The 23509-nt window shown below is 64.8% G+C and carries 25 protein-coding genes and 3 pseudogenes; 23 read left to right on the forward strand and 5 right to left on the reverse strand.

What is annotated here, in order from left to right; all coding sequences use genetic code 11:
• The first annotated feature begins 203 nt into the window (after window positions 1-203).
• From ACUDAL_RS20495 to ACUDAL_RS20585, 19 genes and pseudogenes are all read left to right on the forward strand, one after another.
• Window positions 204-614 (forward strand): hypothetical protein, encoded by a 411-nt coding sequence (locus tag ACUDAL_RS20495; protein ID WP_444679681.1) that lies wholly within the window; start codon window positions 204-206, stop codon window positions 612-614.
• A 144-nt stretch (window positions 615-758) separates the two neighbouring features.
• Complete coding sequence (locus ACUDAL_RS20500) at window positions 759-2012, forward strand: hypothetical protein (protein ID WP_444679682.1); 1254 nt, start codon at window positions 759-761, stop codon at window positions 2010-2012.
• Window positions 2013-2087: 75 nt separating this feature from the next.
• On the forward strand, window positions 2088-2297 hold the full coding sequence (locus ACUDAL_RS20505) for a hypothetical protein (RefSeq protein ID WP_444679683.1): 210 nt from the start codon (window positions 2088-2090) through the stop codon (window positions 2295-2297).
• A 213-nt stretch (window positions 2298-2510) separates the two neighbouring features.
• Complete coding sequence (locus tag ACUDAL_RS20510; RefSeq protein ID WP_444679684.1) at window positions 2511-3272, forward strand: S8 family serine peptidase; 762 nt, start codon at window positions 2511-2513, stop codon at window positions 3270-3272.
• A gap of 17 nt (window positions 3273-3289) precedes the next feature.
• A pseudogene (locus ACUDAL_RS20515) lies at window positions 3290-3421 on the forward strand (hypothetical protein); the annotation flags it as partial.
• A 149-nt stretch (window positions 3422-3570) separates the two neighbouring features.
• Entirely contained in the window at window positions 3571-4743 is a 1173-nt protein-coding gene (locus ACUDAL_RS20520; RefSeq protein ID WP_444679713.1) for a hypothetical protein, read from the forward strand.
• A complete protein-coding gene (locus tag ACUDAL_RS20525; RefSeq protein WP_444679685.1) occupies window positions 4730-5044 on the forward strand; it encodes a hypothetical protein in 315 nt (104 codons plus the stop codon). Before ACUDAL_RS20520 ends, ACUDAL_RS20525 begins: the two co-directional genes overlap by 14 nt.
• Before the next feature lie 151 nt (window positions 5045-5195).
• Window positions 5196-5516 (forward strand): hypothetical protein, encoded by a 321-nt coding sequence (locus ACUDAL_RS20530; protein WP_444679686.1) that lies wholly within the window; start codon window positions 5196-5198, stop codon window positions 5514-5516.
• Between the two features lie 5 nt (window positions 5517-5521).
• The gene (locus tag ACUDAL_RS20535; RefSeq protein ID WP_444679687.1) at window positions 5522-5773 is read left to right on the forward strand and encodes a hypothetical protein; all 252 of its coding nucleotides are present in this window, start codon (window positions 5522-5524) and stop codon (window positions 5771-5773) included.
• Window positions 5760-6809 carry a hypothetical protein gene (locus ACUDAL_RS20540; RefSeq protein WP_444679688.1) on the forward strand — a complete coding sequence of 350 codons (1050 nt, stop codon included), beginning with the start codon at window positions 5760-5762 and terminating at the stop codon, window positions 6807-6809. The genes ACUDAL_RS20535 and ACUDAL_RS20540 overlap by 14 nt, the downstream gene beginning before the upstream one ends.
• Before the next feature lie 32 nt (window positions 6810-6841).
• Window positions 6842-7174, forward strand: a complete 333-nt coding sequence (locus ACUDAL_RS20545) for a hypothetical protein (protein WP_444679689.1) — start codon at window positions 6842-6844, stop codon at window positions 7172-7174.
• Window positions 7174-8469, forward strand: coding sequence for a hypothetical protein (locus ACUDAL_RS20550; protein WP_444679690.1), 1296 nt, complete (start codon window positions 7174-7176; stop codon window positions 8467-8469). The genes ACUDAL_RS20545 and ACUDAL_RS20550 overlap by 1 nt, the downstream gene beginning before the upstream one ends.
• Window positions 8470-8547: 78 nt before the next feature.
• Window positions 8548-8841 carry a hypothetical protein gene (locus ACUDAL_RS20555; protein ID WP_444679691.1) on the forward strand — a complete coding sequence of 98 codons (294 nt, stop codon included), beginning with the start codon at window positions 8548-8550 and terminating at the stop codon, window positions 8839-8841.
• 68 nt (window positions 8842-8909) lie between these two features.
• Window positions 8910-9191, forward strand: coding sequence for a hypothetical protein (locus ACUDAL_RS20560; RefSeq protein WP_444679692.1), 282 nt, complete (start codon window positions 8910-8912; stop codon window positions 9189-9191).
• 123 nt (window positions 9192-9314) lie between these two features.
• Window positions 9315-9785 (forward strand): type II RES/Xre toxin-antitoxin system antitoxin, encoded by a 471-nt coding sequence (gene parS, locus ACUDAL_RS20565; protein WP_444679693.1) that lies wholly within the window; start codon window positions 9315-9317, stop codon window positions 9783-9785.
• Between the two features lie 11 nt (window positions 9786-9796).
• Entirely contained in the window at window positions 9797-10282 is a 486-nt protein-coding gene (locus ACUDAL_RS20570; RefSeq protein WP_444679694.1) for an RES family NAD+ phosphorylase, read from the forward strand.
• 737 nt (window positions 10283-11019) lie between these two features.
• Window positions 11020-12012, forward strand: coding sequence for a M48 family metalloprotease (locus ACUDAL_RS20575; protein WP_444679695.1), 993 nt, complete (start codon window positions 11020-11022; stop codon window positions 12010-12012).
• A complete protein-coding gene (locus ACUDAL_RS20580) occupies window positions 11996-12487 on the forward strand; it encodes a DUF411 domain-containing protein (RefSeq protein WP_444679696.1) in 492 nt (163 codons plus the stop codon). Before ACUDAL_RS20575 ends, ACUDAL_RS20580 begins: the two co-directional genes overlap by 17 nt.
• 317 nt (window positions 12488-12804) lie before the next feature.
• The gene (locus tag ACUDAL_RS20585) at window positions 12805-14631 is read left to right on the forward strand and encodes a DUF4165 domain-containing protein (RefSeq protein ID WP_444679709.1); all 1827 of its coding nucleotides are present in this window, start codon (window positions 12805-12807) and stop codon (window positions 14629-14631) included.
• Window positions 14632-14872: 241 nt separating this feature from the next.
• Here ACUDAL_RS20585 and ACUDAL_RS20590 read toward each other — a convergent pair.
• The 4 genes and pseudogenes from ACUDAL_RS20590 to merT form a co-directional block, all read right to left on the reverse strand.
• Window positions 14873-15897: pseudogene (locus ACUDAL_RS20590) on the reverse strand (FAD-dependent oxidoreductase).
• Window positions 15897-16280, reverse strand: a complete 384-nt coding sequence (locus tag ACUDAL_RS20595) for an FAD-dependent oxidoreductase (RefSeq protein ID WP_444679697.1) — start codon at window positions 16278-16280, stop codon at window positions 15897-15899. Before ACUDAL_RS20595 ends, ACUDAL_RS20590 begins: the two are co-directional and overlap by 1 nt.
• Before the next feature lie 2 nt (window positions 16281-16282).
• Window positions 16283-16579 carry a mercury resistance system periplasmic binding protein MerP gene (merP, locus tag ACUDAL_RS20600; protein ID WP_006911918.1) on the reverse strand — a complete coding sequence of 99 codons (297 nt, stop codon included), beginning with the start codon at window positions 16577-16579 and terminating at the stop codon, window positions 16283-16285.
• A 13-nt stretch (window positions 16580-16592) separates the two neighbouring features.
• Window positions 16593-16943, reverse strand: a complete 351-nt coding sequence (merT, locus tag ACUDAL_RS20605; protein ID WP_008957404.1) for a mercuric ion transporter MerT — start codon at window positions 16941-16943, stop codon at window positions 16593-16595.
• A gap of 72 nt (window positions 16944-17015) precedes the next feature.
• On the opposite strand from merT, the gene merR reads away from it, so the two are divergent.
• From merR to ACUDAL_RS20625, 4 genes and pseudogenes are all read left to right on the forward strand, one after another.
• Window positions 17016-17462 (forward strand): Hg(II)-responsive transcriptional regulator, encoded by a 447-nt coding sequence (gene merR, locus ACUDAL_RS20610; RefSeq protein ID WP_006911920.1) that lies wholly within the window; start codon window positions 17016-17018, stop codon window positions 17460-17462.
• A 78-nt stretch (window positions 17463-17540) separates the two neighbouring features.
• Window positions 17541-18842, forward strand: coding sequence for an ISL3 family transposase (locus ACUDAL_RS20615; RefSeq protein ID WP_008957405.1), 1302 nt, complete (start codon window positions 17541-17543; stop codon window positions 18840-18842).
• Between the two features lie 61 nt (window positions 18843-18903).
• Window positions 18904-21672 (forward strand): annotated as a pseudogene (locus ACUDAL_RS20620) (Ig-like domain-containing protein); the annotation flags it as partial.
• Window positions 21647-22642 carry a hypothetical protein gene (locus ACUDAL_RS20625; protein WP_444679542.1) on the forward strand — a complete coding sequence of 332 codons (996 nt, stop codon included), beginning with the start codon at window positions 21647-21649 and terminating at the stop codon, window positions 22640-22642. The pseudogene ACUDAL_RS20620 and the gene ACUDAL_RS20625, both read left to right, overlap by 26 nt.
• A 155-nt stretch (window positions 22643-22797) precedes the next feature.
• Here the strand turns inward: ACUDAL_RS20625 and ACUDAL_RS20630 are convergent.
• Window positions 22798-23509 (reverse strand): outer membrane beta-barrel protein (locus tag ACUDAL_RS20630; protein ID WP_444679698.1); only part of this gene is annotated, 712 nt, incomplete at its 5' end.

Here is a 23509-nt window from a genome sequence, read left to right on the forward strand (position 1 = left end):
CGTCGTGACGACAGGTTCGCCCTGGCCGACCCCCGCGAGCTGCTGCATCCCCTCGCTCTACACCGGCGTCGCGCCGTGATACCCGGGCATCCGCCAAGGCCCGGTTCCTGGAAGGCATCAACGAGCGGACCCAGGCGCTCCCCGGGGAGCTCGCCGGTATGAGAGGGCACCTCGAGCGGCTCTGTGGCTCCGCCTGTGGGGTCATGGAAAGACCCCAGAAAGGGGATGTTTCACTGTGCTACGACCGCCTCAACCGCGTGACACTACGAACCCTGTCGTCGATCACCACTGAGGCCAACCTCCGTGGCGAGAACCTGATCATGGTGCCGGGCATGTCCCTCTCGGTGATCGCCTGTGGCCGGTGGTGCTACCACGACGGGCATGGTGTCGGCATACAGACCCTTCACTATGGTGAGTTGCCACGGATGACCGAAACCCTGGCAAGCTACCGCAACGAGCCCGATATCGACGTGCCCCAGCTTGATGCCGCCGTCGCGGCCATGCAGGAGACTCGCGACGCGATCGAGCGACTCCTCGGGGCGTTGCCCAGGATGCCGGCACGATGGAAGGAATCGTTCGAGGCACATTACAGTGCCGCGGTGGCCTCGATCTGATCACCGCGGCTCTTGCCACAACCCGCGCTCACTCACCGCCCCCGGGCGTCACGTTCCGTCAGGACACCGCATCCGCCACCCCCGTTGCGTCTTTCGCTGGCCATGAGACCTTGGACGTGTTCCCACCGCCAGCGGAGACACGCCATGACCAGCAAGCCCCGGCTCATTCCCAGCCACCAGATCGACGATCAGGTGGTGATTCCCGGCCTGCGCCAGCAGCTGGACATGCTGGGCGGTACCGAGCCCACCGCCAACGATGAACCCAAGGGGCGCTACTTCTCGGCGGAGGAGATCGACTTGTCGAGCTACGAGGCCATCGTCGTCTGCATGAGCGGCGGCAAGGACTCGATCGCCTGCCTGCTGCACCTGATCGAGCAGGGCGTCGACATGCGCAAGGTCGAGCTCTGGCACCACGATGTCGACGGTCGCGAGGGCAGCACCCTCATGGACTGGACCTTCATGGCGGATTACAACCGGCAGCTAGCGCACGCCTTCGAGGTGCCGCTCTTTTTCAGTTGGCTCAAGCACGGTTTCGAAGGGGAAATGTTGAAGGAGAACGACTACAGTCATCCTCAGTGCGTCGAAACGCCCGATGGCCTGCTCACCCTGGAGCGCGATACCCGCCGCAGCAAGCCGGGCACCCGCCTGCGCTTCCCCCAGGTCAGCGCCAGCCTTTCGACCCGTTGGTGTTCCAGTTCGCTCAAGATCGATCTGGGTCGCCGGGCCCTGAACAACCAGTCGCGCTTCCTGGGCACCAGGACACTCTTCATCACCGGCGAGCGTCGGGAAGAGAGCGCCAACCGCGCCCGCTATTTCCAGCTGGAGCGACATGCCAGCGACACCCGCTTTGGCCGCAAGGCTCGCCATGTCGACGCGTGGCGGCCGGTGCTGGACTGGGACGAGAACCGCGTGTGGGAAACCTTCGAGCGCCATGGTGTGCTGGCGCCGGTTCCCTACCGCTTAGGCTGGTCACGCAGTTCATGCCAGGCATGTGTGTTCAACAGCGATGCGATCTGGGCGACCATCGCCCACTACTTTCCCGAGAAGGCCCAGCGCATCGCCGATTACGAGCAGCAGTTCGGCACCACCATCAGCCGCGACAAGCTCACCGTGCTCGAGCGGGCCCGCCGGTCACGTCCCTTCGAGATCGAGGACCTCGCCGCCCTCGAACAGGCCACCCGGCCCGACTACACCCTCCCGGTGTTCGCCGCGCCCGGCACCCCTGGGTACTGCCGGCGGGCGCCTTCCGCAGCGAGGGCTGCGGCGCCTCCTAGCCATCGGCATCGCCCGGGTCATTGCCCGGGCCATCTTCGCTTCATCCCGCCCTGTCATCCGCAGGGCGCTTTCTTCGCGCAGCGTTTTTCTCCGTCGTGCCCCTCAAGAGCTTTTCCCGACTGAGGGTCGTAGAGAGGGAGCCGTACGCTTGCCTCAGATTCCACCGCTGGCGCCAGCCCAGCCTACCCAGGAGCCCACATGTCGACCTGCCACATCCCCGCGCCCCGCGCCGACCGCATCATCAGCGACTACCGCAGCCTCTACGCCAAGGCCAATGGCCAGCCCCCGCGCCTCACGCGCCGCGGTGACCGCGTCATCGTCAACGACGGCGTCGGTTACACCCTGGCCGCCCTGGTCACCATGACCAACAACCTGCGCTGGCGTTTGACTGGGGAACTCAGCTGGTAGGACCTTCGATCCTCTTCGGAACAGCGACAGAGCTCTTCGCCGCTTTCTACCGTCGCGGGATACCTCGACGGCATTTCTTTGAATCCACGCCCATGAAGGGGCTTCCCGCCCCTTGCATCATCTGAAATATCCGTAATCTGGGCATCGACACGACACCCACGGATACCAGGAGATGCCGGTGCTGTGCCGCCAGGCCATCGCCGCATACCGCCCATGACCAAGCCCCGTTACGCGACCCTGCTGGCGCTGCCAGCCATCGCCTTCCTGCTCACCGGCTGCCTCGGCGGTGGTGGTGGCTCGACGAAGTCCAACGACCCTGACGGCGTCCACGAGCCAGCGCCAGCGCCCGAGAGCACTGCCCCAAGCGACAATGCCCAAACGCCTACCCCGGATGGCGCCGTGGTTGTCGGCATCGCCGATTCCGGCTTTCGCCTGACCCACGAGACGATCAAGCCCCACCTGCTCTCGGCAACCAACCTCATCGACGGCAGCACCGACGTCAGTGGCGACGAGGATCATGGGACCGCCATCGGCTCCCTGGTCACCCAGGCGCCGAGCCACACCGGCCTGTTGCTGGCCAAAGTGTCCGAAGACGACAACGCCGGCCTCGCCGCCACCAATGTGCTCGATTACAGCGTGGGCTATCTGGCCACCGAGGGCGCCCGGGTCATCAACCACAGCTGGAGTGGGCGTATCGATGCCCCGGACCCGGCGGCGTCGTACCGAGGGGTCAACGCCCTGACCTCGCTTGAGCAGATCATCATCAGCAACGACGGCCTGGGGAGCGTCTACGTCATCGCCGCCGGCAATGACGGCCAGCCCCTGCAGTCCTCGAACCCGATCCACCAGCACGCGGAGATCTTCGAGCGCATGCTGATCGTCGGGGATCGACCCGGGACGCCAACGACGAGCTCATCCTCGACCCCCAGAGCAATCACCCCGGTGACGATGCGAACTGGCAGTCACGCTTCCTGACGGCACCTTGGAATGCCGTGGCCGCGACTGCTGACGGCGACGACACCTACGCCTACTGGGGCGGGACGTCCATCTCGGCACCACAGGTCGCCGAATACGCCGCCGCCATCATCGAGCGCTGGCCCCACCTGGATGCCGCGACGGTCATCCAGCACCTGCTGGACACCGCCGACCAGAGCTCGCCGCTGTTCCAGAGCAACACCTGTGGCGCCAGCGGCACCGCCAACTGCGGCACCTACTACCTGGGGCAGGGGAAGCCGACATCCTCGAGGCCCTGGCGCCGGCCGGCACCCTGTCCGTGCCCACCGGCAGCCAGGTCGATGGCGCCTCGGTGGAGGCGCACCAGAGCATGGCCGAACTGTCCGGCGCTTACGGCGACAGCCTCGCTACCAGTGGTGCCCTGGCCGGCGTGGCAGCCTTCGACGACCTGGGCCGGGATTACCTCGTTGACCTGTCGGGACAGAGCCAGCCCCGCCATGCCCGGGACCGGACCATGCGCGACCACATGGCACGACTCTCGGCGGCATCGCCCGAGCAGCGCCAGCGGTTCGACGGCACCTTCAGGGCATTCCGCTTCAGTGCTACCCACAACGGCCATGGCGAAACCCTGGCCAGTCGTCTCGATGGACGCATGGGCGCCAGCCAGTGGACCGCCTTTCACTTCGCCGGTGGCGAGACGGACCCACTGAGCGCCTATGGCCAGTCGGGCATGATGCCGATGCTCTCGTACCAGGGCGGCTCCGCGCTGACCGAAGGGCTCGACGCCGTGAACGGCCTGCGCACGGAAGTCCCGCTGAGCGGCCAGCTGGCGCTTGTCGCCAAGCACTGGGCCGGCGACGGCCGCGACGAGACCTCAGCGCTCGACAATCGCTACAAGGCCAGCCGTACCGATCTGGGGCTGCACATGGCGCTCACCGACGACATCGGCCTGACCAGCACCGTCGGGGTGCTCAACGAGTCACAGGGGCTGCTGGGGGCCCAGGGCCACGGTGCCCTGTCTCTCGGAGAGCGCAACCGCATGACGTTCGGCAGCGTGACCCTCGACGCCACCTTGGCTCCCCGGCTGCACGCCTTCGTCCACTATGACCAGGGCCGTGGGGATGCCCGCCCCAGCGGCCTGATTCAGCGCATCGAGGGCATCCAGGCCGAGGAGTTCGGCATGGGGCTCCAGTGGACCGGGGATCGCCATCTCGCTGCACTGGGCTACCGCCAGCCGATGCGCCTCGATAGCGCCACCGCGACGCTGTCGGTCCCGGTCGGACGCACCCTCGACGGCACGGTGCTCCGAGAGTCGCGTAGCGCCTCGCTGTCGCCTTCCGGGCGCCAGCAGGATATCGAGCTCGGCTACACCTACCTGCCCAGCGAACGCAGCGCCCTGCAGGTCAATCTCGTGCACACCCTCGAGCCCGGCCACGACCGTGATGCCTCGCCCGATACCGCCGCCATGGTGAACTATCGTGTCGACTTCTAGGCCTCGCCCGGCTCGCGCCGGCCTGACGCGGCTGGCGCCCTGGTGCCTCCTGATCGCGACCTTGCCGGCCGCGGCCAGCCCGTCCCCGGATAGCCACCCCGACGGAGCGCCTACCACCGTACGCAACGCAGCCGGCGAGGTGCTGACTCGCTGGGAGCGGGTCGGGGTCACCCCAGAGGGCTGTGCCGCGTACCAGCAGGTGCCCGTAGCCTCCGGCATCGCCGTGACCCAGGTGCTCCACTACTGGACGGGAGACGGATTTCGCATGACACCCGCTGGCTGCCTGCCGCTGCCGCGCTGAACCGCGACTCGCCGTTGCGTCGTGACAGCGTGTGCTGGCGCCGGACACCATCGATACCGAGAAGCCCTTGCGTAATCAGCGGAATCGGTAAGCTGGACCCACGGGCTTACGCCCAACGACACGACAGACCAGAGGACGCTCGAGACGCCCCATGAGTCACCAGCAGAAGAAACGCGCATCCCGGCTGCGTCGCGCCAGCCGGTTCTGCCAGCAGGCCTACTGCTGGCGCTACGTCGACCACGCCCAGGTCGAAGCCGGCGGCGAAGTCACCGAACGCGGCTACGGGGTGCTCGCCATGGTTCCGCCACACCAGGTCGACGCCATCTATGGCGATGCTCAGCGTCTGGCCATGCACTGGCAGGTGATCCTGATCGCCTATGCCCGCAACGCGGCAGGGAAGGAGTACCGCGAGTGGGGCTGGGTCCACAGTCGAAACGCCTTTCGGGCCGAGGGGACCGCATCACCCCGCTGATCGAGGTGGCCAACCAGCAGGCGATGGCCGGCGTCGATGAAGGCGACGAGGTCTTCGCCCGGGGCGTCATCATGGCGCCCTGGACCGCCGGCGGCGGCGTCACGCCCGATCGCCTGGCGGCTCGCCTCAAGACGCGGCTGCGCCTCGAGGACCATGAGATTCAGGCCATTCGTTGCTGGGAGGCGCCGACCGGCAGTGACGTGCTCACCCTCGACCATCCCGACAACGAGCAGGGCAAGCGCCATGAGCACACGTGACCCGAAACCCGTGCTGGGGGCCTACCGCGACGCCTACATGGCCGCCATGGGGACCGAGCCCACCATCATCGAGGGTCGCGGTGGGTGGTACACCGTGGACCTGCCCGGCGGTGCCGGGGTCGGCCGACGGCGGCTCCACCAGCTGGAAGCCCTGACGGAGCAGCTGCACGAGGGGAGGTGCAGGGCGTCCAGCCATGGCACCACCGCTGACGTCGTCACGACAGAACAGGAGGCCTTCGACAGCAAATCCTCGCATCCGCGGGTAGGTCAGCCGCCAGGCGGTCTATCTGCGCGAGGTGCCCGGCAGGACGCCGCGCCATGTAACAGCCTCGATCACCGAGGCCTGTGGATGTCAGAAAAGGAAACCGACATGCGCAAAGTCATGATGTTGCCGGCGCTGGCGCTGGTACCGGTCCTGCTGATGGGCTGCTCGTCATCCCCTATCGACAAGGCGCTCAAACAAGAGGCCAAGATCCACGAGCGCCTGCAGGAGAGGGAAGTGGAGCTCGCCAAGCTGCGGATCAGGGCCGGCGAGGAGCAGCTCGACAGCCTGCCGGCCTGGGTGCTGAGCAAGCCGCGTCCCGACGGGAGCGGAATGTACGGAGTGGGGATCGGCGAGAGTCCGGATCTCACCAACGCGATTCGAAAGTCCAACCTCCAGGCCCGCTACGACGTCGCCAAGGAAGTGAACATGGAGCTGTCCGCCGAGGACACCATGGTCGGCTCCAGCGACTCGCAGTACCGCTACATCATCAATTCCTTCATTGACCGGGTGAACCTGGCCGGCGTCGACGACATTTCACGCGAGATACAGGCGGGCCCTCGTGGTTACCGGGTCTACACCCTGGTCAAGCTCCCCTACCGGGAGTTCAACCGTGCGCTGGATGCCTTCGGGCCATCCAATGAGCTCGACGAGGCCTACGAACGGTTGATGGACCGGGTGGCGGGCCAGCCAGCCTATGACCCGGAGAGCGTCACCGGAGAGAAGACCACCGCCGCCCGCGCCACGCCGTCCCGTGACGCTACCGCGCTGTGAACCGGGCAAGGTGGCGACAGGCGGCCTGCGGGGTGGTGATCCTCGCTCTCGCCGCCTGTGGCAGCACCGCCAGCAGGCCCGAAGGGGATGCCCCTCTGGTGGATGGCTGGGATGCCCAGGGTCGCTACTGCGTTGCTGGCATGGGGCGCCAGGCCGAGTTCGCCGCACGCACCGGGGTGATGCTGGCGCGTGTGGCCCCACAGGATGTGCTGACCGGGGGCTGGGAGGACGCTGACGCCCAGCGCTACCGCTATCGGATCGCCCAGTTGGAGGGTGGCCGTGGTATGCCCGAGGCGCTCCTGCACACGGCGGTCATTGATCGAGCGGGTGAGCGATACACCTGCGCCTGGGAGGAATCGCGTTGATGAGTGTTGTCACGGAACAACGGCACAAGGAGTGGGGAGGTCGACTCCTGCGCGGTGCCGCCATCGGGGCCTGTTGCCTGCCTCTGGTGTTCGGCGCGGCTGCTCGTGCTTTCGAGACGGTGCTCGAGGACCGCTACGTCCTGCACGATGATGACACCGTCAATCAGGCCAGGGAGCTGCTCCACACGCGGCTGCGTGAGGAGGGCGCTCGCCAGGCAGGCAGCTATGTGGCCCGGGAAACCACGCTCACCGAGGCCGGGGATCTCGCGGAGTCCGTCACGGTGCTGACTGCCGCCATGATCGAGGCTGAGACCCTCGAGGAGACCCTGTCCGTGAACGAGGAGGGCCGGCCCGCGCTGACCCTGCGGGTTCGGCTGGCCGTTGACGACAAGGTGCTCCAGGAGCGTATCGCGGCGCTACACCGCGACCACGAGCAGCAGCTGGCGCTCGAGCACCTCACCCAACAGAACCAGCGCCTGCAGGATGAGCTGCGCACGCTGATCGACGCCACCTACGATGCCGCCGACGCCTCCCGGCGGGCGCGTCGGGCCGAGGACCTGTTGGCATCGCTCTCGCGTCATCGCCGGGCCGTGTCCGAGCTGATCGACCCAGAGACACTGGCCGAACAGGTCGATGCCTCGATGGAACGCCGAGCCTCCCTCCAGCAGGTCATCCTTGCCCAGGGTGCCGAGCTGGCCATGGCCATGAATGAGCGGATGCAGGTCGCGGTGGACCGGGTCACCCATCGCGGGGACATGCTCCAGCTCGAGATCCTGGTGAGCGGTCTGGGGGACTATCGGCGCGAGCTGGCGCAGATGGTGGGGCTGCCGTTCGACCAGAACGGGATGATCGATCGGTTTGACCTGGAGAGGATGTCACGACAGGACGCCGAGCGATTCTTCGCCGGCTTCGAGACGCTGGCCAGCTTCCCACTGTTCCTCAAGGTCGAAGCCGCGCAGCGCGGTTCGCACGATCGTCGGTTCGCCGTGGCCAGCCAGCTGCTCCTCGGGACGACCTGGGTCCGCGACACCATGCAGGGCCCCGAAGTGGGCGCCGCGGCGGAAGTCCTGCCCGACGAGGCGGCCCGCATCGCCCAGAGCAATACCCTGCCGCGCAACATGGCGCTGGCGGTGGTGACCGAGCCGACCAGTGATGCGGTAGAGGTGCTCGGTACCGGCGACCTGCGCGTCACCCTGCAGCTGGCAGCGGAGGGCGGGGTACCCGACAGGCTGGAGGCCAAGGTCCTGCACCTGCCCTGGGGGTTCTACCGGAACACCGTGGCGCATGCGTGGTAGGCGGCGCCTTGCATAACCTCGATAATCTGGATAATCGGCATGCTGCCGGCACCACAACGCCGGCCAAGGAGAAACGCCATGCAGTGCCCATGCGGCGGCGCGACGGACAGAGGCAAGGCCCGCAACGGCCCACTCAAGGCAGACCTCGAGTATCAGGTCTGTCAGGGCTGTGGCCGCGTCAGCGATGCCGAGCTCTACATCCAGGGGCGCTGGGTCTCCAGCGACCTCCCCGGCGATGCGATCGCCAGGCGCTGGTTCAATGAGCTCACCGAGGAGAGCGCCGAGCAGCTCCTCACCGTCGTCACGGCGCTGCAGGACGCGCTCGAGGACGATCCCGCGCCCCGGGAGCCGGAGCAGGCCGAGCTGTTCTGACCTGCATCACACACCGGGCGCAAAGGGGTAGGCTGAGCCCTACACCACTCGCCGAAAGGAGACGTACCGTGCCAACCCCCGACTGGCGATACGAGAAAGCGGCAAGCACCGTCAAGGCCCTCTGCCGAGTCTTGCAAACTGACCTGGACGATGAGCAGCGCTCGGCCTTGTCGATCGCCCTGCACGATGGGCTGAAGCTGGTCTGCGATGCCATCACCGAGGGCGACCCCTCCCGGGGCGACCTCTGGACACCAGGCTTGGTGAAACTGTTCATGGAGCAACCGGACCAGTGCAAGCGTTGGCTTGAGCTGCTCGATGAGCCCGAGTTCAAACCGGACTACTACCAGTAAGGCCTCTTCCGGTCTCTCGCTCCCTGTAGCTGGCGCCGGCCACACCTGGCAGCAGGAGGGTATCGACGCCCTTGCCATCTGGCGCTATTCTAGTGACAGTTGGCACTGAAGGAGGGCCTCACCATGACCGTCGCCGAAGACCACACCGACCAGGAGACCAGCCTCCTGGAGCGCACCCTGAAGCGCTTGCTGGGCAACCAGGCCGCCAAGACACGGAGCGCCTTCGAGGTCCACGAGATGATCGAGAAGGGCCTGCCGTCCAAGGAGGTCATCCACTTCATCGAGTCGGTCAACCTCTTCCATGACAAGCTGATCGTGTCCAAGGTGATCGGCATGTCCGAGCGCACCCTGTACCGTCGCGTCAACAAGCCAGAGCCCCTCAGCGCAGAGCAGAGCAGCCGCACCTGGCGGTTCGCCGAAATCCTGACCAAGGCGGAGGATGTGTTCGGTGATCCCGAGGAGGCCCAGCGCTGGATGACCACGCCGGCCATGGGGCTCGAGGGGCGCAAGCCGATCGACCTGATCACCACACAGGTCGGCTATGAGTTGGTCGATGACTTCCTGACCCGGCTGGACTACGGGGTCTACACCTGATGGCGTGGACCTTGACCAGCACCGAACTCTGTCTGTGGCGCCTCGAGCGCAAGCGTCACGTGGCGACCTGGGATAGCGGGATCGGCGCCGAGCTCGGTGGCGGTCGCTGGAATTCGAAGGGGAGAGCGGCGGTCTATGGCTCGCTCGACCCTTCGACCGCAATCCTGGAGGTGGCAGCACACAAGGGCTTCAAGGCGCTGGACACGGTTCCTCATGTGCTCCTCTGCGTTCGCATTCTTGACCCGTCCCGGGTCTTCGAGGTGACGGCGGAATCGCTGCCCAACCCCAACTGGCTCGTGCCCGGCTCACCCGGACAGGGACAACAAGCCCACGGCGACAAGCTCCTCTCCCAGCATCCCTTCATCATCGTGCCCTCAACCGTGTCACGGTACAGTCGCAACATCGTGATGAACCCGGTCACCGCTGAGGGGCTCTTCGAGCTCGTCATCGAGGAGCCTTTCGCCCTCGATACGCGGCTCAATCCGCCCCAGAGTTAGCGCCACGACAGGGACGGCCAGTGCGGAAACCCGGCCCTACTCCCTTCCAAACGCCCTTGAAGGGCACTGCACGACCTGAGACATGGTCCGGTTTTCGGGATACTGGGCCTTGGGAAGAGTGACCATCGCGCCATCTCCGGGTTCATGAAGCGTCTCGCAGGGTGCAGCAGCCAAACGTAAGGGAGCTGGTCCCGAGTCCGGTCCAGTGCTCGCAACGCTGATCCTCTCATCAGCTCCCTTACCTTTGTCCCGTTGATCCTCTATCGCGTGGCGGGTGCGCGATGGCCGATTCTGGCAATCACAGCTCCGATTGAGGGGAGTCACCATGGCCATCGATGACCGGGACTATCTCCACGAAGACCGGAAGGCGAAGATTCGGCGCGGCCAGATGGCCGACATCTACTACAACCCGAAGGAATTCCGGGGCGATCGTGGGCACGTGCACGGCAGTGTGACGATGCCTCCTGCTCAAGGAACAGCCCCCACCCCACGGGGCGTGGGCCGACCGATTATCGCCAGCACCATTCACCACGCTCCCCCAGTGGGCATCCCTCGAGGTTGCTGTGGTTCACGCTGGGAATCGTGTCCGGGTTCCTCGCCACCCTGGCGGTACTGGTCATGGAGCGCGACCTGCTGAGAGCCCCCTACCTGTACATGCTCCACTTCCTACAGCCCTTCCTGTCCTGATGATTGCGCTCATTCGCTGGACTGGGGCCCTGTTGGGCCTAGGCACCGCCATGGCCACCGTCGTCATGTTGCCGCTATGGCTGTATCGCGAGGCATGGTCCTGGCTGTGGAGGTTCCTGGGCGGGGTCATTCCTGAGGTGCCGCTGCCTGATGATCTCGCCGGACTCGCCGCGTACCCACCGCTGTCCTGGGCGGGGACGACGATCCCGCCGCCACCAGAGAGCGGCTGGGTCCTGTCGACCTCGCTCTGGATCTTGGTGCCCTGCATGGCCTTGCTGGCGCTGGGACACATGGCGGTCACGATGAACGCACGCCTGCGCAGCGTGTGTGGCCAGACAGGGCAGCGGTTTGAGAAGGACCACCCCCACCAGGTGTTCGTCGACTCGCTGGCACGACGCTACAAGGTCGGCCGCATCGAGTTGCGCCGGCTCCCGGTGGGCGGGATCGTCGCCTTCATCCTCAGCAGCCCCTGGCGACGCCACTCCATCATGATCAGCGACGGCATCCTGTTTCAGCCCACCCCCGTGGTCCAGTGGGTGCTGGCGCATGAGGTGGCCCATGCACGCTATGGCGACACCCAGAGCCAGTCGGTCTGGCTGTTGGCACTGCGCAGCATCGTGCTGTTCGATCGGCTGCGTCACGCGGCCATGAACGCCACGCTCAGGCTGGTGCAGATTCTCCCGTTGCTGACCTTGCTGACCCGACCGCTCCTCTTCCTCTTCCGGTGTCTGAGCCTGATCGGCAGGGTAGGGCGCCGCGTCGGTTTCTGGATCTTCGTGCTCTTTGATCGTTGGGCCTCACGGCGCATGGAGTACCGGGCCGACCGGTTCGCTGCTGAGCATGTCGGTACCGCGCCAGGCATCACCCTGTTCGCGCACCTGGTGGGCCAATTCGAGCCCACGTTCGATCTCTTCGCCACACATCCGCCAGCCGCCAAGCGGCGACGCGCCCTGGAGGACTTGAGCGAGAGGGTGGCCGCTGCCGTGTCGTCGCACCCTTCAAGGGAACTTCAGGACCGGGGGTCTGGTGCTGACACGACGTAAGCTCGTCGTCAGTTTCTACAGGAGATCCGTCATGCGTATTCTTCCCCGCGCCCTCACCACGGTTGGCGCCCTGATGATCGCCGGCACAGGCATCGCCCACGCTTCGATCCCTGACGAAGCCGTCATGTTCAAGGACCCCAACTGCGGTTGCTGTGCCGGTCATGCCGAGCATCTGCGGGCCAATGGCATCAAGGTCAAGGTCGTACCCACCGAGCAGATGGCCAAGATCAAGCAAAAAGCAGGAATCCCTGCCGGCGAAACCTCATGCCATACCCTCTCGATCGGAGGCTACGCGGTGGAGGGACATGTCCCCTTCAAGGCGATCGAGAAGTTCTTCAAGGAGAAGCCCAAGGTGAGTGGGCTCACTCTGGCGGGTATGCCGTCCGGCTCCCCGGGTATGCCGGGGCCGAAGACAGAAGCCTTCAAGGTCAAGTCCTTCAAGGACGGTAAATCGAAGCTTTACGGCACCTTCTAGCCGTCCCTGTGCCTTGCCCAGGGGGCTCACTCATCACGCCAAGGCCCGCTCATGCGGGCCTGGCGCGTCAGGGCGCTGGTTTTCTCTCATTGCGCTCTTGAAGGGCACGTCAAGGCAGGTGGCTGGCGCCTGAGCGACGTAAAGTGCGCCATGAAAAGCTCCGTCTCGCGTAGACAGCAAGAGAACAACGGTCGTCGTCTAGGAGGAACATCCATGGCAAGCCGACACTTAATACGGTCACCCCTCAGGGCCCTGCTTACCGCCATGGCAGGGGCAACGGCAATGGCATCAGGCCAGGCCGTCGCAGACCTAGTCGAATACAGTTTCGCGACCCCGCCGGGAAGCAACGCACCCTGTCGCATGGTGAGAGGTTCGCCAATCCGACAGGCGACATCGAATTTACCCTCCGGGCGGGTATTGACCGCCGAATCCGTGTTTCTCTCCTTCATCAGGACGGCTCACAGATCGACAGTGCCACGAGTGGTTTGCTGGGGGCCGATGATCGGATTTCCGCCGGTGGCGACGACTTCTATGGGACTCGCCTGTCGCTCCCGGCGCCCGGTGAGGGGGAATACCTGATCCGCTCCGAGATCCTCTCTTCGACTGGCGAGGTCATTCAGTCGCGGGACTACCCCTTGATGGTCGATGTCACGGCCCCGACAGCGAACCAGACCATCTACATCTCGTCGGACTCCCGGGTGGTACATGACGACGGGAACGGCAACCGCATAGCCGGCCCCGGTGACGGTCCAGACTCCTGGACCAACTTCGGTTCTTTCTACATCGATGGCATCACGACCGCCGGCGCTCAACTCGATCGTGTCGATTTCATCGCCAGGGATGCTCAAGGAACGGAGCGGCTCATCGAAGGCATCAACATCAGTGCTGGCGCCGCCTCGGTAGACCTGGAGCAGGTGCAGAGCGTTATGGTGCACCCCGAGGCCATGTACGACGTCACGTTCCGCCTGGTCGACAGGGCGGGTAACTATCGGGACATCACCGACCGAATTGGCTGGGACCAGTCCCCCGATCATGGCGGGAAGCCCGAACCTGTCGCGGTTTACTCGCCGAGCAGCTCGGGTAGCTGGAACAACATGGCAGGGTATGTCCCGTTCACCGACGGCATGGAGGTTCGAGATAACCCCGTGCAGCTGGTGTTTCGCATCCCCCTAGCCAACTACGCAGACTACACCCCCTATGGCCTGCGTCCGCGCTCGCTCAACCGTGGTGTGCTGACGAACGATATTGCCGGTGACAAGAAGCTCTTCGAGGACAGCGAGTACGCCTACTACCTGTCAGGAAAGCATGAGCTTGTTCAGCACGGGCTCAATGAATTGGAGTGGTGGTACGGCGATAATTTCGCCAACACCGGCTCCATGATGGCGAACATCTCTCTCTCAACGTCCACCGCGCCTGCCCCCGTTGTCGTGGATGCTGTGCATATCACGGAGACCGGCCACCGTGTGGAGCTCGACCCGCTGGGGCGCCTGATCCTCAACAACAGCACCGGCCGACGCATCACCAAGGTGGAGTATGAGGTGGAGCCAAGACCTTACCGTCAGCGGCTGTCCCCAATGTATGCCTCCAAGGACTATTACATCGAGCCCGGACAGAGTCGTGTCACCGTCGCCATTGATCGACCCTGGGGTGACGGGAAGGACCAAGGCCGCCTACCTGGGAACATAACGTACAGCTATCACGCCAGCAACAGCGGCCTCGTCTCGCGGCGCCACGCGTCAAACATCTTCTACGATTTCACAGATCCGGAGATCATCTCCCACGCGATCGACCCTGCAAGCCACCAGCTGACGCTGCATGCCCGTGAGCCCAGCAGCGACACGGGGATGTTCTATAACTGGTTCTACCTCCAGGACGCCAACCTGGCGCTCCAGGGGGCGGATGGCGGCACGGTAGAGCTGGCGCCGGTCCGCACCGACCGACCCACCGCCAACGATTTCTACTTCACCTTCGATCTCAAGGAGCTCGATGAGGGTCAGTACACCAATGCCACCGTTACGGTGGTGGACCGCAATTGGAACGAGACCAGCAAGTCCCTGAACACTTCGTTCTATCGGGTATCCGGATTATCTGGTTGGTATGCGAGAGCGAAAGGTGGCCGACAAACTCAACCCACAACGGATTAGCTGGTTGATGGCTCGCTGAGTACGCTCACTTGCTAGAGAGCAGATACTTCACCAAACAGGCGATGCCCAGGACCAGTAGCAATAGTAGGGCAATTCCGATCACTGGCATTATCCAGCCCATCGCCCCCATCATCCCGCAATCTGGTAGTGTCGTGTTCATCGTGACAGGGCTCCCTGTGGTGTCCATGCCCAAAACCCGTGGTGCCGCCGCCCAGTGGCACCACGGTCGCGCTCATATCGTTCACCCGGCACAGCAGGACAACTGCGTCACATCCTTGGTGAAAGTCTGGGCACAGAGCTTGAGCCCTTCCACCATGGTCAGGTAGGGAAACAGCTCATTGGCGATGTCGTGTACGGTCATGCGTGCGCGTAGCGCCATCACCGCCGTCTGGATCAGCTCACCGGCTTCCCCGCCACCGCCTGCACCCCCAGCAACCGGCCCGAGTCGCGTTCGGCCACCAGCTTGATGAAACCACCGGTGTCGAAATTCACCAGCGCACGCGGCACGTTTTCCAGGTCCAGCTCACGGGTATCGACGCTGAAGCCTTGCTCGATGGCCTCGGCTTCCGTCAGGCCGACGGTGGCCACCTGGGGGTCGGTGAAGATCACCGCCGGCATGGCGCTCAGGTCCAGGGTGGCTTCGCCCCCGGTCATGTTGACGGCAGCCCGGCTGCCCCCGGCGGCGGCGACATAGACGAACTCCGGCTGATCGGTGCAGTCACCGGCGGCATAGAGCCCCGGCACCGTGGTGTGCAGATGCTCATCGACCAGAATAGCCCCATGTGCGGTTTCCACGCCGAGGCTCGCCAGGTTCAGGGCCTCGGTATTGGGTGTCCGTCCGGTGGCCACCAGCAGTTGATCCGCCCGCAAGGTGCCGGCGTTGGTGTCGACAATGAATTCATTGTCGGTGTAGTCCACACGGCTCGCCTGGGTCTGCTTGAGGACCTCGATGCCCTCGCGGCGAAACGCCGCCTCCACCGCATCCCCTACCGCCGGGTCTTCCTGGGAGAGCAGGCGGCTGCGGGCCAGCACCGTGACCCGGCTGCCCAGCCTGGCGAAGGCCTGGGCCAGTTCCAGGGCCACCACCGAGGCGCCGATCACAATCAGCCGCTCGGGAAGAGTGTCCAGGGCCAGAGCACTGGTAGAGGTCAGGTAGGGGGTGTCGGCAAGACCCGGGATCGGCGGTACTGCCGGTCGGGCGCCAGTACCGATGAAGGCGCGGTCGAAGTGGACGACCTGCTCGCCGCCCTCGTTCAGCTTGACCATCAGGCTATGGGCATCGATAAACCGGGCCTCGCCGTGCAGGACAGTGATGGCCGGGTGGTCGCGCAGAATCCCTCGTACTTGGCGTCACGCAGTTCCTCGACACGTCGCTGCTGCTGCTCGAGCAGCTTGGCCCGATCCACCACCGGCGCCTGGGCGCTCAGGCCTGCATCGAAGGGACTTTCCGTACGCAAGTGGGCAATATGGGCCGCGCGAATCATGATCTTCGAAGGCACACAGCCTGTATTGACACAGGTACCGCCGACGGTGCCGCGTTCGATCAGGGTGATCCGGGCGCCGCGCTCGGCGGCCTTCAGGGCCGCCGCCATGGCGGCGCCGCCGCTGCCGATCACGCTCACGCGCAGCAGGGTCTTGGGATTCTTCATGATCACTCTCGATCCGCTTGCGAGGATGTCGGGGTTGATGGATACCCAGCGTTGGTGGTGGCCTCGGTCAATGCCTCCACCGACGTTCGGGCGTCGTCAAAGGTGACCACGGCCTCGAGATCCGCGTAGCTCACGTCGACTTGCGAGACGCCGTCCACCTTGTTGAGGGCGGCCTTGACGGTGATCGGGCAGGCGGCACAGGTCATGCCCGGCACCGACAGCTTCACGGTCTGCAAGGCCGCTAAGGCGGGCGTGCTGAGCAGGGCGAGTAGCGCGATGAAGGCGAAACGAGCTTTCATGGTAGATCTCCTTTTAATAGAACAAGGGCAAGACGTAGGGGAATACCAGGGCGATTAGCACCAGCAGCGATACGAGCCAGAAGATCGCCTTGTAGCCCGTCCTGACCCGTGGCACGGCACACACCTCTCCCGGCTGGCACTTTTCCACTGGCCGAAAGACGCGACGCCAGGCGAAGAACATCGCCACCAGCGCGACGCCGATAAAGAGCGGGCGATAGGGCTCCAGCGACGCCAGATTGCTGATCCAGGCGCCGGAAACGCCCAGCGTGATCAGAACCAGCGGGCCGAGGCAACACGCCGAGGCCAGGAGGGCCGCGACTCCTCCGGCGGCCAGGGGCCCTCGCCCCGTTTTAGGTGTCCGCATTGACGATTCTCCTTTCGGGATGGGGGAGCTACGATAAGGTTACTTCCGTAGCTTGGTACGGAGTCAAGCATCATGAAGAGACATGCAGATAAAGTGGCGGACACCATGACCATTGGCGGCCTGGCCAAGGCGGCCGGCGTCAATGTCGAGACAATCCGCTATTACCAGCGACGAGGGCTATTATCGGAGCCCGAACGACCTCCCGGAGGTATTCGACGCTATAGTGCCGCCGATATCGACAGGTTGACGTTCGTGAAAACGGCGCAGCAGCTGGGCTTTAGTCTGGATGAGATCAGTGACCTACTTCGGCTGGAAGATGGCGCCCACTGTCAAGAAGCCAGTGCTCTCGCAGAGCACAAGTTAGGGGACGTTCGCGAGAAGATCGACAGGCTTGAAAGAATTGAGAAGGTGCTGAGCGAAATGGTCGACCGATGCCATGCACAACAAGGCAATATCACTTGCCCGCTAATTGCGTCATTGCATGAAGGGCTCAGAGAAGCAGAAGACCCAAGGGAGTAAATCACCTTCAGTTCGTAGAAAACAACGCGGTCAAAGAGTCGCAATCATCTATGGACCATGTCGACAAGGAAAGTTTGCATGACCAGCTTGCCTGACAACATCCTGCACCTTCCCGAGTACCACGTCCTAGCCACCAAGATGGAAGAGCATGATCTCCACTACCAGGTCGAAGCTCCTGAGCCTCTAGCTTGCGAGGAATGCGGCGTTGAGAGTGAGTTTGTCAGGTTCGGCAAGCGCGATGTGGCCTATCGCGACCTACCCATCCACGGAAGGCGGGTCACCCTCTGGGTGGTCCGTCGCCGCTACACCTGCCGGGCGTGTGGAAGGACGTTCCGGCCAGCTCTTCCGGAAATGGTAGACGATCACCGCATGACGCGGAGGCTTTACAACCACGTCGAGAAGGAAGCCTTCAATCACCCCTACGCCTACGTGGCTGATACCACGGGCCTCGACGAGAAGACTGTCCGCGAGATATTCAAGAAGAAGGCTGAGTTCCTGGCAGCCTGGCATCGCTTCGAGACACCCCGCTGCCTGGGGATCGACGAGCTGTACCTGAACCGCCGCTACCGCTGCATCCTGACCAACCTGGAGGAGCGTACCCTACTGGACCTGCTGCCCGGTCGCCAGCAGGACGCGGTGACGAGGCGCCTCATGAGCATGACCGAGCGCCACCAGGTCGAGATCGTCAGCATGGATATGTGGAAACCCTACCGCCGTGCTGTCCAGGCGGTGCTGCCGCAGGCTCGCATTGTGGTCGATAAGTTCCACGTCGTGCGAATGGCCAACGAGGCCTTGGAAAAGGTCCGCAAGGGGCTCAGGAAAAAGCTGACGTCCAACCAGCGCCGAACCCTCAAGGGTGACCGGAAGATCCTGCTGAAGCGCGCTCACGATGTCTCAGATCGCGAACGGCTCATCATGGAGACCTGGACAGGGGCATTCCCCCAGCTCTTGGCGGCCTACGAGCACAAGGAGCGGTTCTTCCACATCTGGGACGCCACAACCCGGCGTGACGCCGAGAAGGCGCTGACTGCCTGGATTGACGACATCCCACAGGGGCAAAAGGAGGTCTGGAAAGATCTCGTCAGTGCTATCAGTGGCTGGCATGAGGAGATGCTGACCTACTTCGAGACCGACATCCCGATCACCAACGCCTTCACGGAGTCAATCAACCGGCTGGCCAAGGATAAGAACCGCGATGGCCGTGGCTACTCATTCGAGGTGATGCGGGCCCGGATGCTCTACACCACCAAGCACAAGAAGAAGGTGCCGCAGACCAAGGAATCCCCCTTCCTGGGCAAGGCCACCATGACCTACAGCATGGGTCTTCCCGAGCCTGAGAAAAACTACGGCGTCGATCTATCAACCTTCTGGAAGAGTTAAGGGTTCGAAGGAGCAAGGGGCTCCATCTACCACTTAATCCGGATACCCGTTCTATCGTGACACCACGCCGCCTTCAATCACCATCAACAGAGGTGATGACACCTCCATCACGTCCCTTGATGCGATCGAGATCCTGGTGTCCGACGACCGAGATAACGATCCCCAAGTGACCACGGTGCGCCTGTCAGGGGGACCAACGGATGAGAACATCTCGCTGTCGGCCAGGCAGGCAGGCGAAGGGCGCTTCCAGCTCGAATATCCGATCATGTTCCCGTCTCTCGAGGAGGGCGACTACCAGCTGATCGTGGAGGCCACCGACTGGCAGGCCAACACGTCGACTGAGATGCTGGAATTCACCTTTTCCCCGCGCCAAGTCGCCCTCCAGGGCGGCGTCGACGGCAAGCTGATGATCCCGGCGGTCCAGCACGAGTTCAAGCACCTCGACGGCCGGCGCATCATCGAGACCCAGCCGCTGACCCTGGCCGACGGCAGCACCGTGGCCGGCACCTACGACGTCTTCGCCAGCCTGCGCTCGGATGCCGAGGTGCCGCTGATCGTCAACGGCGTGCGCATCGAGCCGGGCGATACCACCCAGATCATGTCGCGCCATGACTTCGGGGCCAGCGAGGGGCGCCTGTCGCTGCCGCTGCTCGCCGCCGAACAGGGCCTGGAGGGCGTCTCCAGCCTGCTGATCTCCACCGCGGCGCCCAACGCCCCGGTGCTGCTGCTCGACGTGCACACCTGGATGGGCGAGGCCCAGCTCTCCGCCGAGGCCTGGGAGGTGCGCCAGGTGATCGACCCGGTGCGCCTCACCGCCACCCCCAAGAACGGCGCCATGTGCCGCTTCACCGCCGCCGAGTCGGAGGCCCGCAGCGCCGATCCGATCCATGACCCGGTGTGCTACCTGCAGTGGGAGGCGCTGCCCGACGAGACCGAGCCGGTCGCGCTCACCGACGGCGGTGCCAATACGCCCCAGGCCGAGGGCCAAGCGGTGGCGCTGGGCGAGCAGCCCGTGGCCTACAGCCTGTGGCTGTTCTCCGGCGACGGCAGCAAGGTCAAGGTCGGCGAGGGCAGCCGCCCGGTCAACGTCGAGAGCCCCTACGGCAGCGTCACGCTGCGCCCCCGCGAGGACTACTCGGCGGTCGACCGCATCCTGCACGAGTTCGACCTGCGCCTGACCCAAAGCGGCGGGCCGACCTGCTCGCTGACCCTGAGTGCCAGCGAGGCGATCGAGGCCGCGGCCAACCGCAAGCACGATGCGCAGCGCCTGACCTGCCTGCTCGACTGGCAGGAGATGCCCGACGGGCTGTCGCAGAAGGGCGGCACCAACCAGCCCCAGCTCAACGGCCGCCTGGCCGAGAACGGCGAGCACCTGCTGGGCTGGCGGACCAGCGTGTTCTCGAAGAGCGGCACCCGGGTGACCCTCAACCACGAGACCACGCCGCTGGTGGTGGTCGACCCCGAGGCGCCTCGGCTCACCATGACCCCGAGTCGCCACACCACCCAGGTCGACGACGGCCGCTTCGTGGTGCCGATCGCCGGCAGCTACTTCGGTGACGTCGAGATCAACACCCTGCCCACCGAGGTCGACGTGCGCCTCGAGCGCGACGACACCGTGCTCGAGGCCGAGACCTACGGGTCCGGCTGGGCGAGCCGCAACATCCTGACCCGCCGCCTGCAGGCCGAGGGCGCGGCGCTGTGGGAAGAGAGTGAGCACCGCGTGCAGGCCCGCTACCAGCGTGTGCCCGACATCGAGACCACCCAGACCTATCGCACCATCACTGGCCCGGCGGCCAACCTCTATCCGATGATCGCGCTGGACGCCACCGAGGTGCTCGATAACGAGCCGCTGCCGATCGAGGTGACCATCCAGGACATTTACGCGACCGACGCGAGCTACGACCCGTCGGTGATGGGGGAGTGGGACGTGCGACTGGTCAATCAGCACTCGCTCAACGAGCGCGAGGCCCTCAGCGACTGGCAGTACGCCGAGGACGGCACCGCCCGCTTCACCCTCGACCTGGAAGGCCGCGACAACGCCGGTATGCGCCTGCTCGCCGAGGCCCGGCTGCGTTCGTCGATCGCCGGCTATGAGCGCACTGAGTTCAGCCAACGCCCGACCTTCCTCACCGTACTGCGCGGCGGAGCCCTGGACGGCGACGTTGAGATCCGCACCCTGTCAGGGGAAGCGCCGTTTATCGCCGTGTTCCAGCTCGGCTTCGAAAGCCGCCTCGACCAGGCCGCCATGGGCGACGTGCACTGGGAGATCAGTGACGACGGCGGGGCCAGCTGGACGACTCATCCGGCCAACGAGCGGCGCAAGACGATGTTCATGCAGACCTTTGAGGAGGGCGTCTACCAGGTGCGGGCGCATGTCACCAACCGCCACTCCGGCCTCGAGTCCTATACCGAGGCGGTGGAAGTGATCGCCTATCCGGTGCCCAAGCTCAGCATCCTGGGGACGCAGACCGTGTTCGTCGGCGACAGCTGGACCTACGAGGTCGACCTGGCGCTGCCCGAGGACACCGCCGCCCAGCCCGACGACGTGGTGATTGAGTGGTCCGAGGACCGGGGCGAGACCTGGCCGCACCGCGGACCGACGCTGACCCTGACCCGCGACCACGAGGACCGCATCGGCCTGCAAGTGCGGGCACGGACCAATATTGCCCCCGAGGACGACCGTGACGCCTACGCCATAGACCGCTTGGGTGTCGAGTTCCGCGACGTGCACCCCCACGGGCCGGCGTGCGCGGCCCCGGCGCGTCGAACCGGGCCAGGCCTACACCTTCACCGCCCGGCTATCGATGCCGTATCGCGGCATGGCCTATGAGATGGATGGCTACTTCACCCTGCCCGACGGCACGGTGGTGGAAGGGGTCACCGAGGTCGAGTACACCCCTACCGCCGAAGACGTCGAGCAGGGGCGTATCGAGGTCTTCTACACCGGCTGGTTCGAGGGCTACCAGGACGAAACGACGGTCGAGGCCAGCCACCGCACCACCGCCTGGGAATACGTGTGGCCCGACTTCTACTTCCTGGAGCGGCTGTCGGCGGATGTCGCGCCGGCAGAGATCTCGCTGACCGTCCGCCACCGCAACGGCGCCCGTCGCCTCGAGGAACCGACCTACGCCTGGACGCTGCCCGATGCAGCGACCCAGGTTGAGGCCAGCGGTGACGCCAAGCGGGTGTTCTGGCTCGAGGAGCCCGGGGTCTACCCGATCGAGGTCATCGTGCGTGATGCCCGTGGCCACGAGACCGTGGTTGAGCAAGAGATCGTGCTGGGCCGGCCCGCCCCCTACGACATCGAGCTCAGCTACACCGCCAGCAACCGCTACGAGCGGGCGCCGCTCGAGGTGCGGGTACGGCCCTCGGTGCGCGGCGGTCACCCACGAGATCGGGTCATCCACCACCGGTACTACAGCAACGGTGAAGTGATCACCGACGGCTCGATGTACGGCACCACCACCCTGGAGGCCGGCACGCACTACCTGATGTACGAGCTGGAGACCCAGATGGGGACCACAGCGCGGCAGATCCTGCCGATCGAGGTGGCCGAGAACCAGGTGCCGGTGTGCGAGCTCGAGGTCAGCGAATCCAGCCGCGACTGGCGCATCAGCGCGGACTGCCAGGACCCGGACGGCCGGGTGCGGGAGTACCGCTGGACGGTGGACGGCGAGCCCACCGGGCGCACCGGGTACCGGCTGTCGGTCAACAAGCGCGACTACGAGGCGCTGCCGCTGGTGGAAGTGATCGCGGTGGATGACGCCGGTGCCGAGTCGGCGCCGGTGCAGGTGCCCTGACCCAGGCCCCGAGCCTGATCGTTTGCCCGGCCATGTGCCGGGCTTTTTCTGGGTACCGTGCCGGCAGTGGATGTCAGCCTGTTCCGCATGCGGAACATGGCGAAGAAAAACCGGCGCCAAAGGCGCCGGTTCTCGTTCGAGCGAAGGGGAGGGGCTTAGAAGTGGTAACGCAGCCCAGCGGAGAAGGAGTCCGCCTCGATACTGCCCCAGCCCGGAGATTCGGTGTTGATGTTGTGAACGCGCTCCCAACGGGCATAGCCGGCAATCGCGGGGGTGAATGCATAGCTGGCACCCAGACCATAGGTAGCGGACCACCCAGTCTCTTTCTCATCGTAGGAGTCGGAGTAGGTCAGCAGGCCGTAACCACCCAGCGAATCGACTTCGAAGCCCTCATTGACTTCGCCACCGCTGTACTTGGTGCGGACATGGGCCACGCCCAGCAGCGCTTCCAGGGTCAGATTCTCGGTGACCGGCAGCATACCCACGCCACGGAGGATGAACGCCCTCGATTCGTATTCGTTGTGGAAATCGGATACGCCGACATAGGTCTCGCCGTCATGGTTGAAGGTGACGGTATTGGTAGTCTCGTAGCGAGCGCTGCCGAGATCACGATAGGCGAGCTCCAGGGCAAGATTCGGTGTCAGCTGATATCCGACGCCGAAGCCGAACTCCTGGTTGGTGTCGTCGTAGTCGCTGCTCCCCTCGGTCACAAAGGGCTCGAGGCCATTCGGGATGTTGACCAGGAGGTTCGCCTCATCCATCCGGGCGGCACCGGCTGACTGCTGGGCGATGACGTCACGCTTGGCTGCGTCACTGCCGATGTCGTTGTGGCTGTACTCACCGAATACGTAGATGCCGGTGTCCGCC

This window comes from Halomonas sp. E19 (assembly GCF_052439355.1).
In the GTDB taxonomy this organism is placed as follows: domain Bacteria; phylum Pseudomonadota; class Gammaproteobacteria; order Pseudomonadales; family Halomonadaceae; genus Halomonas.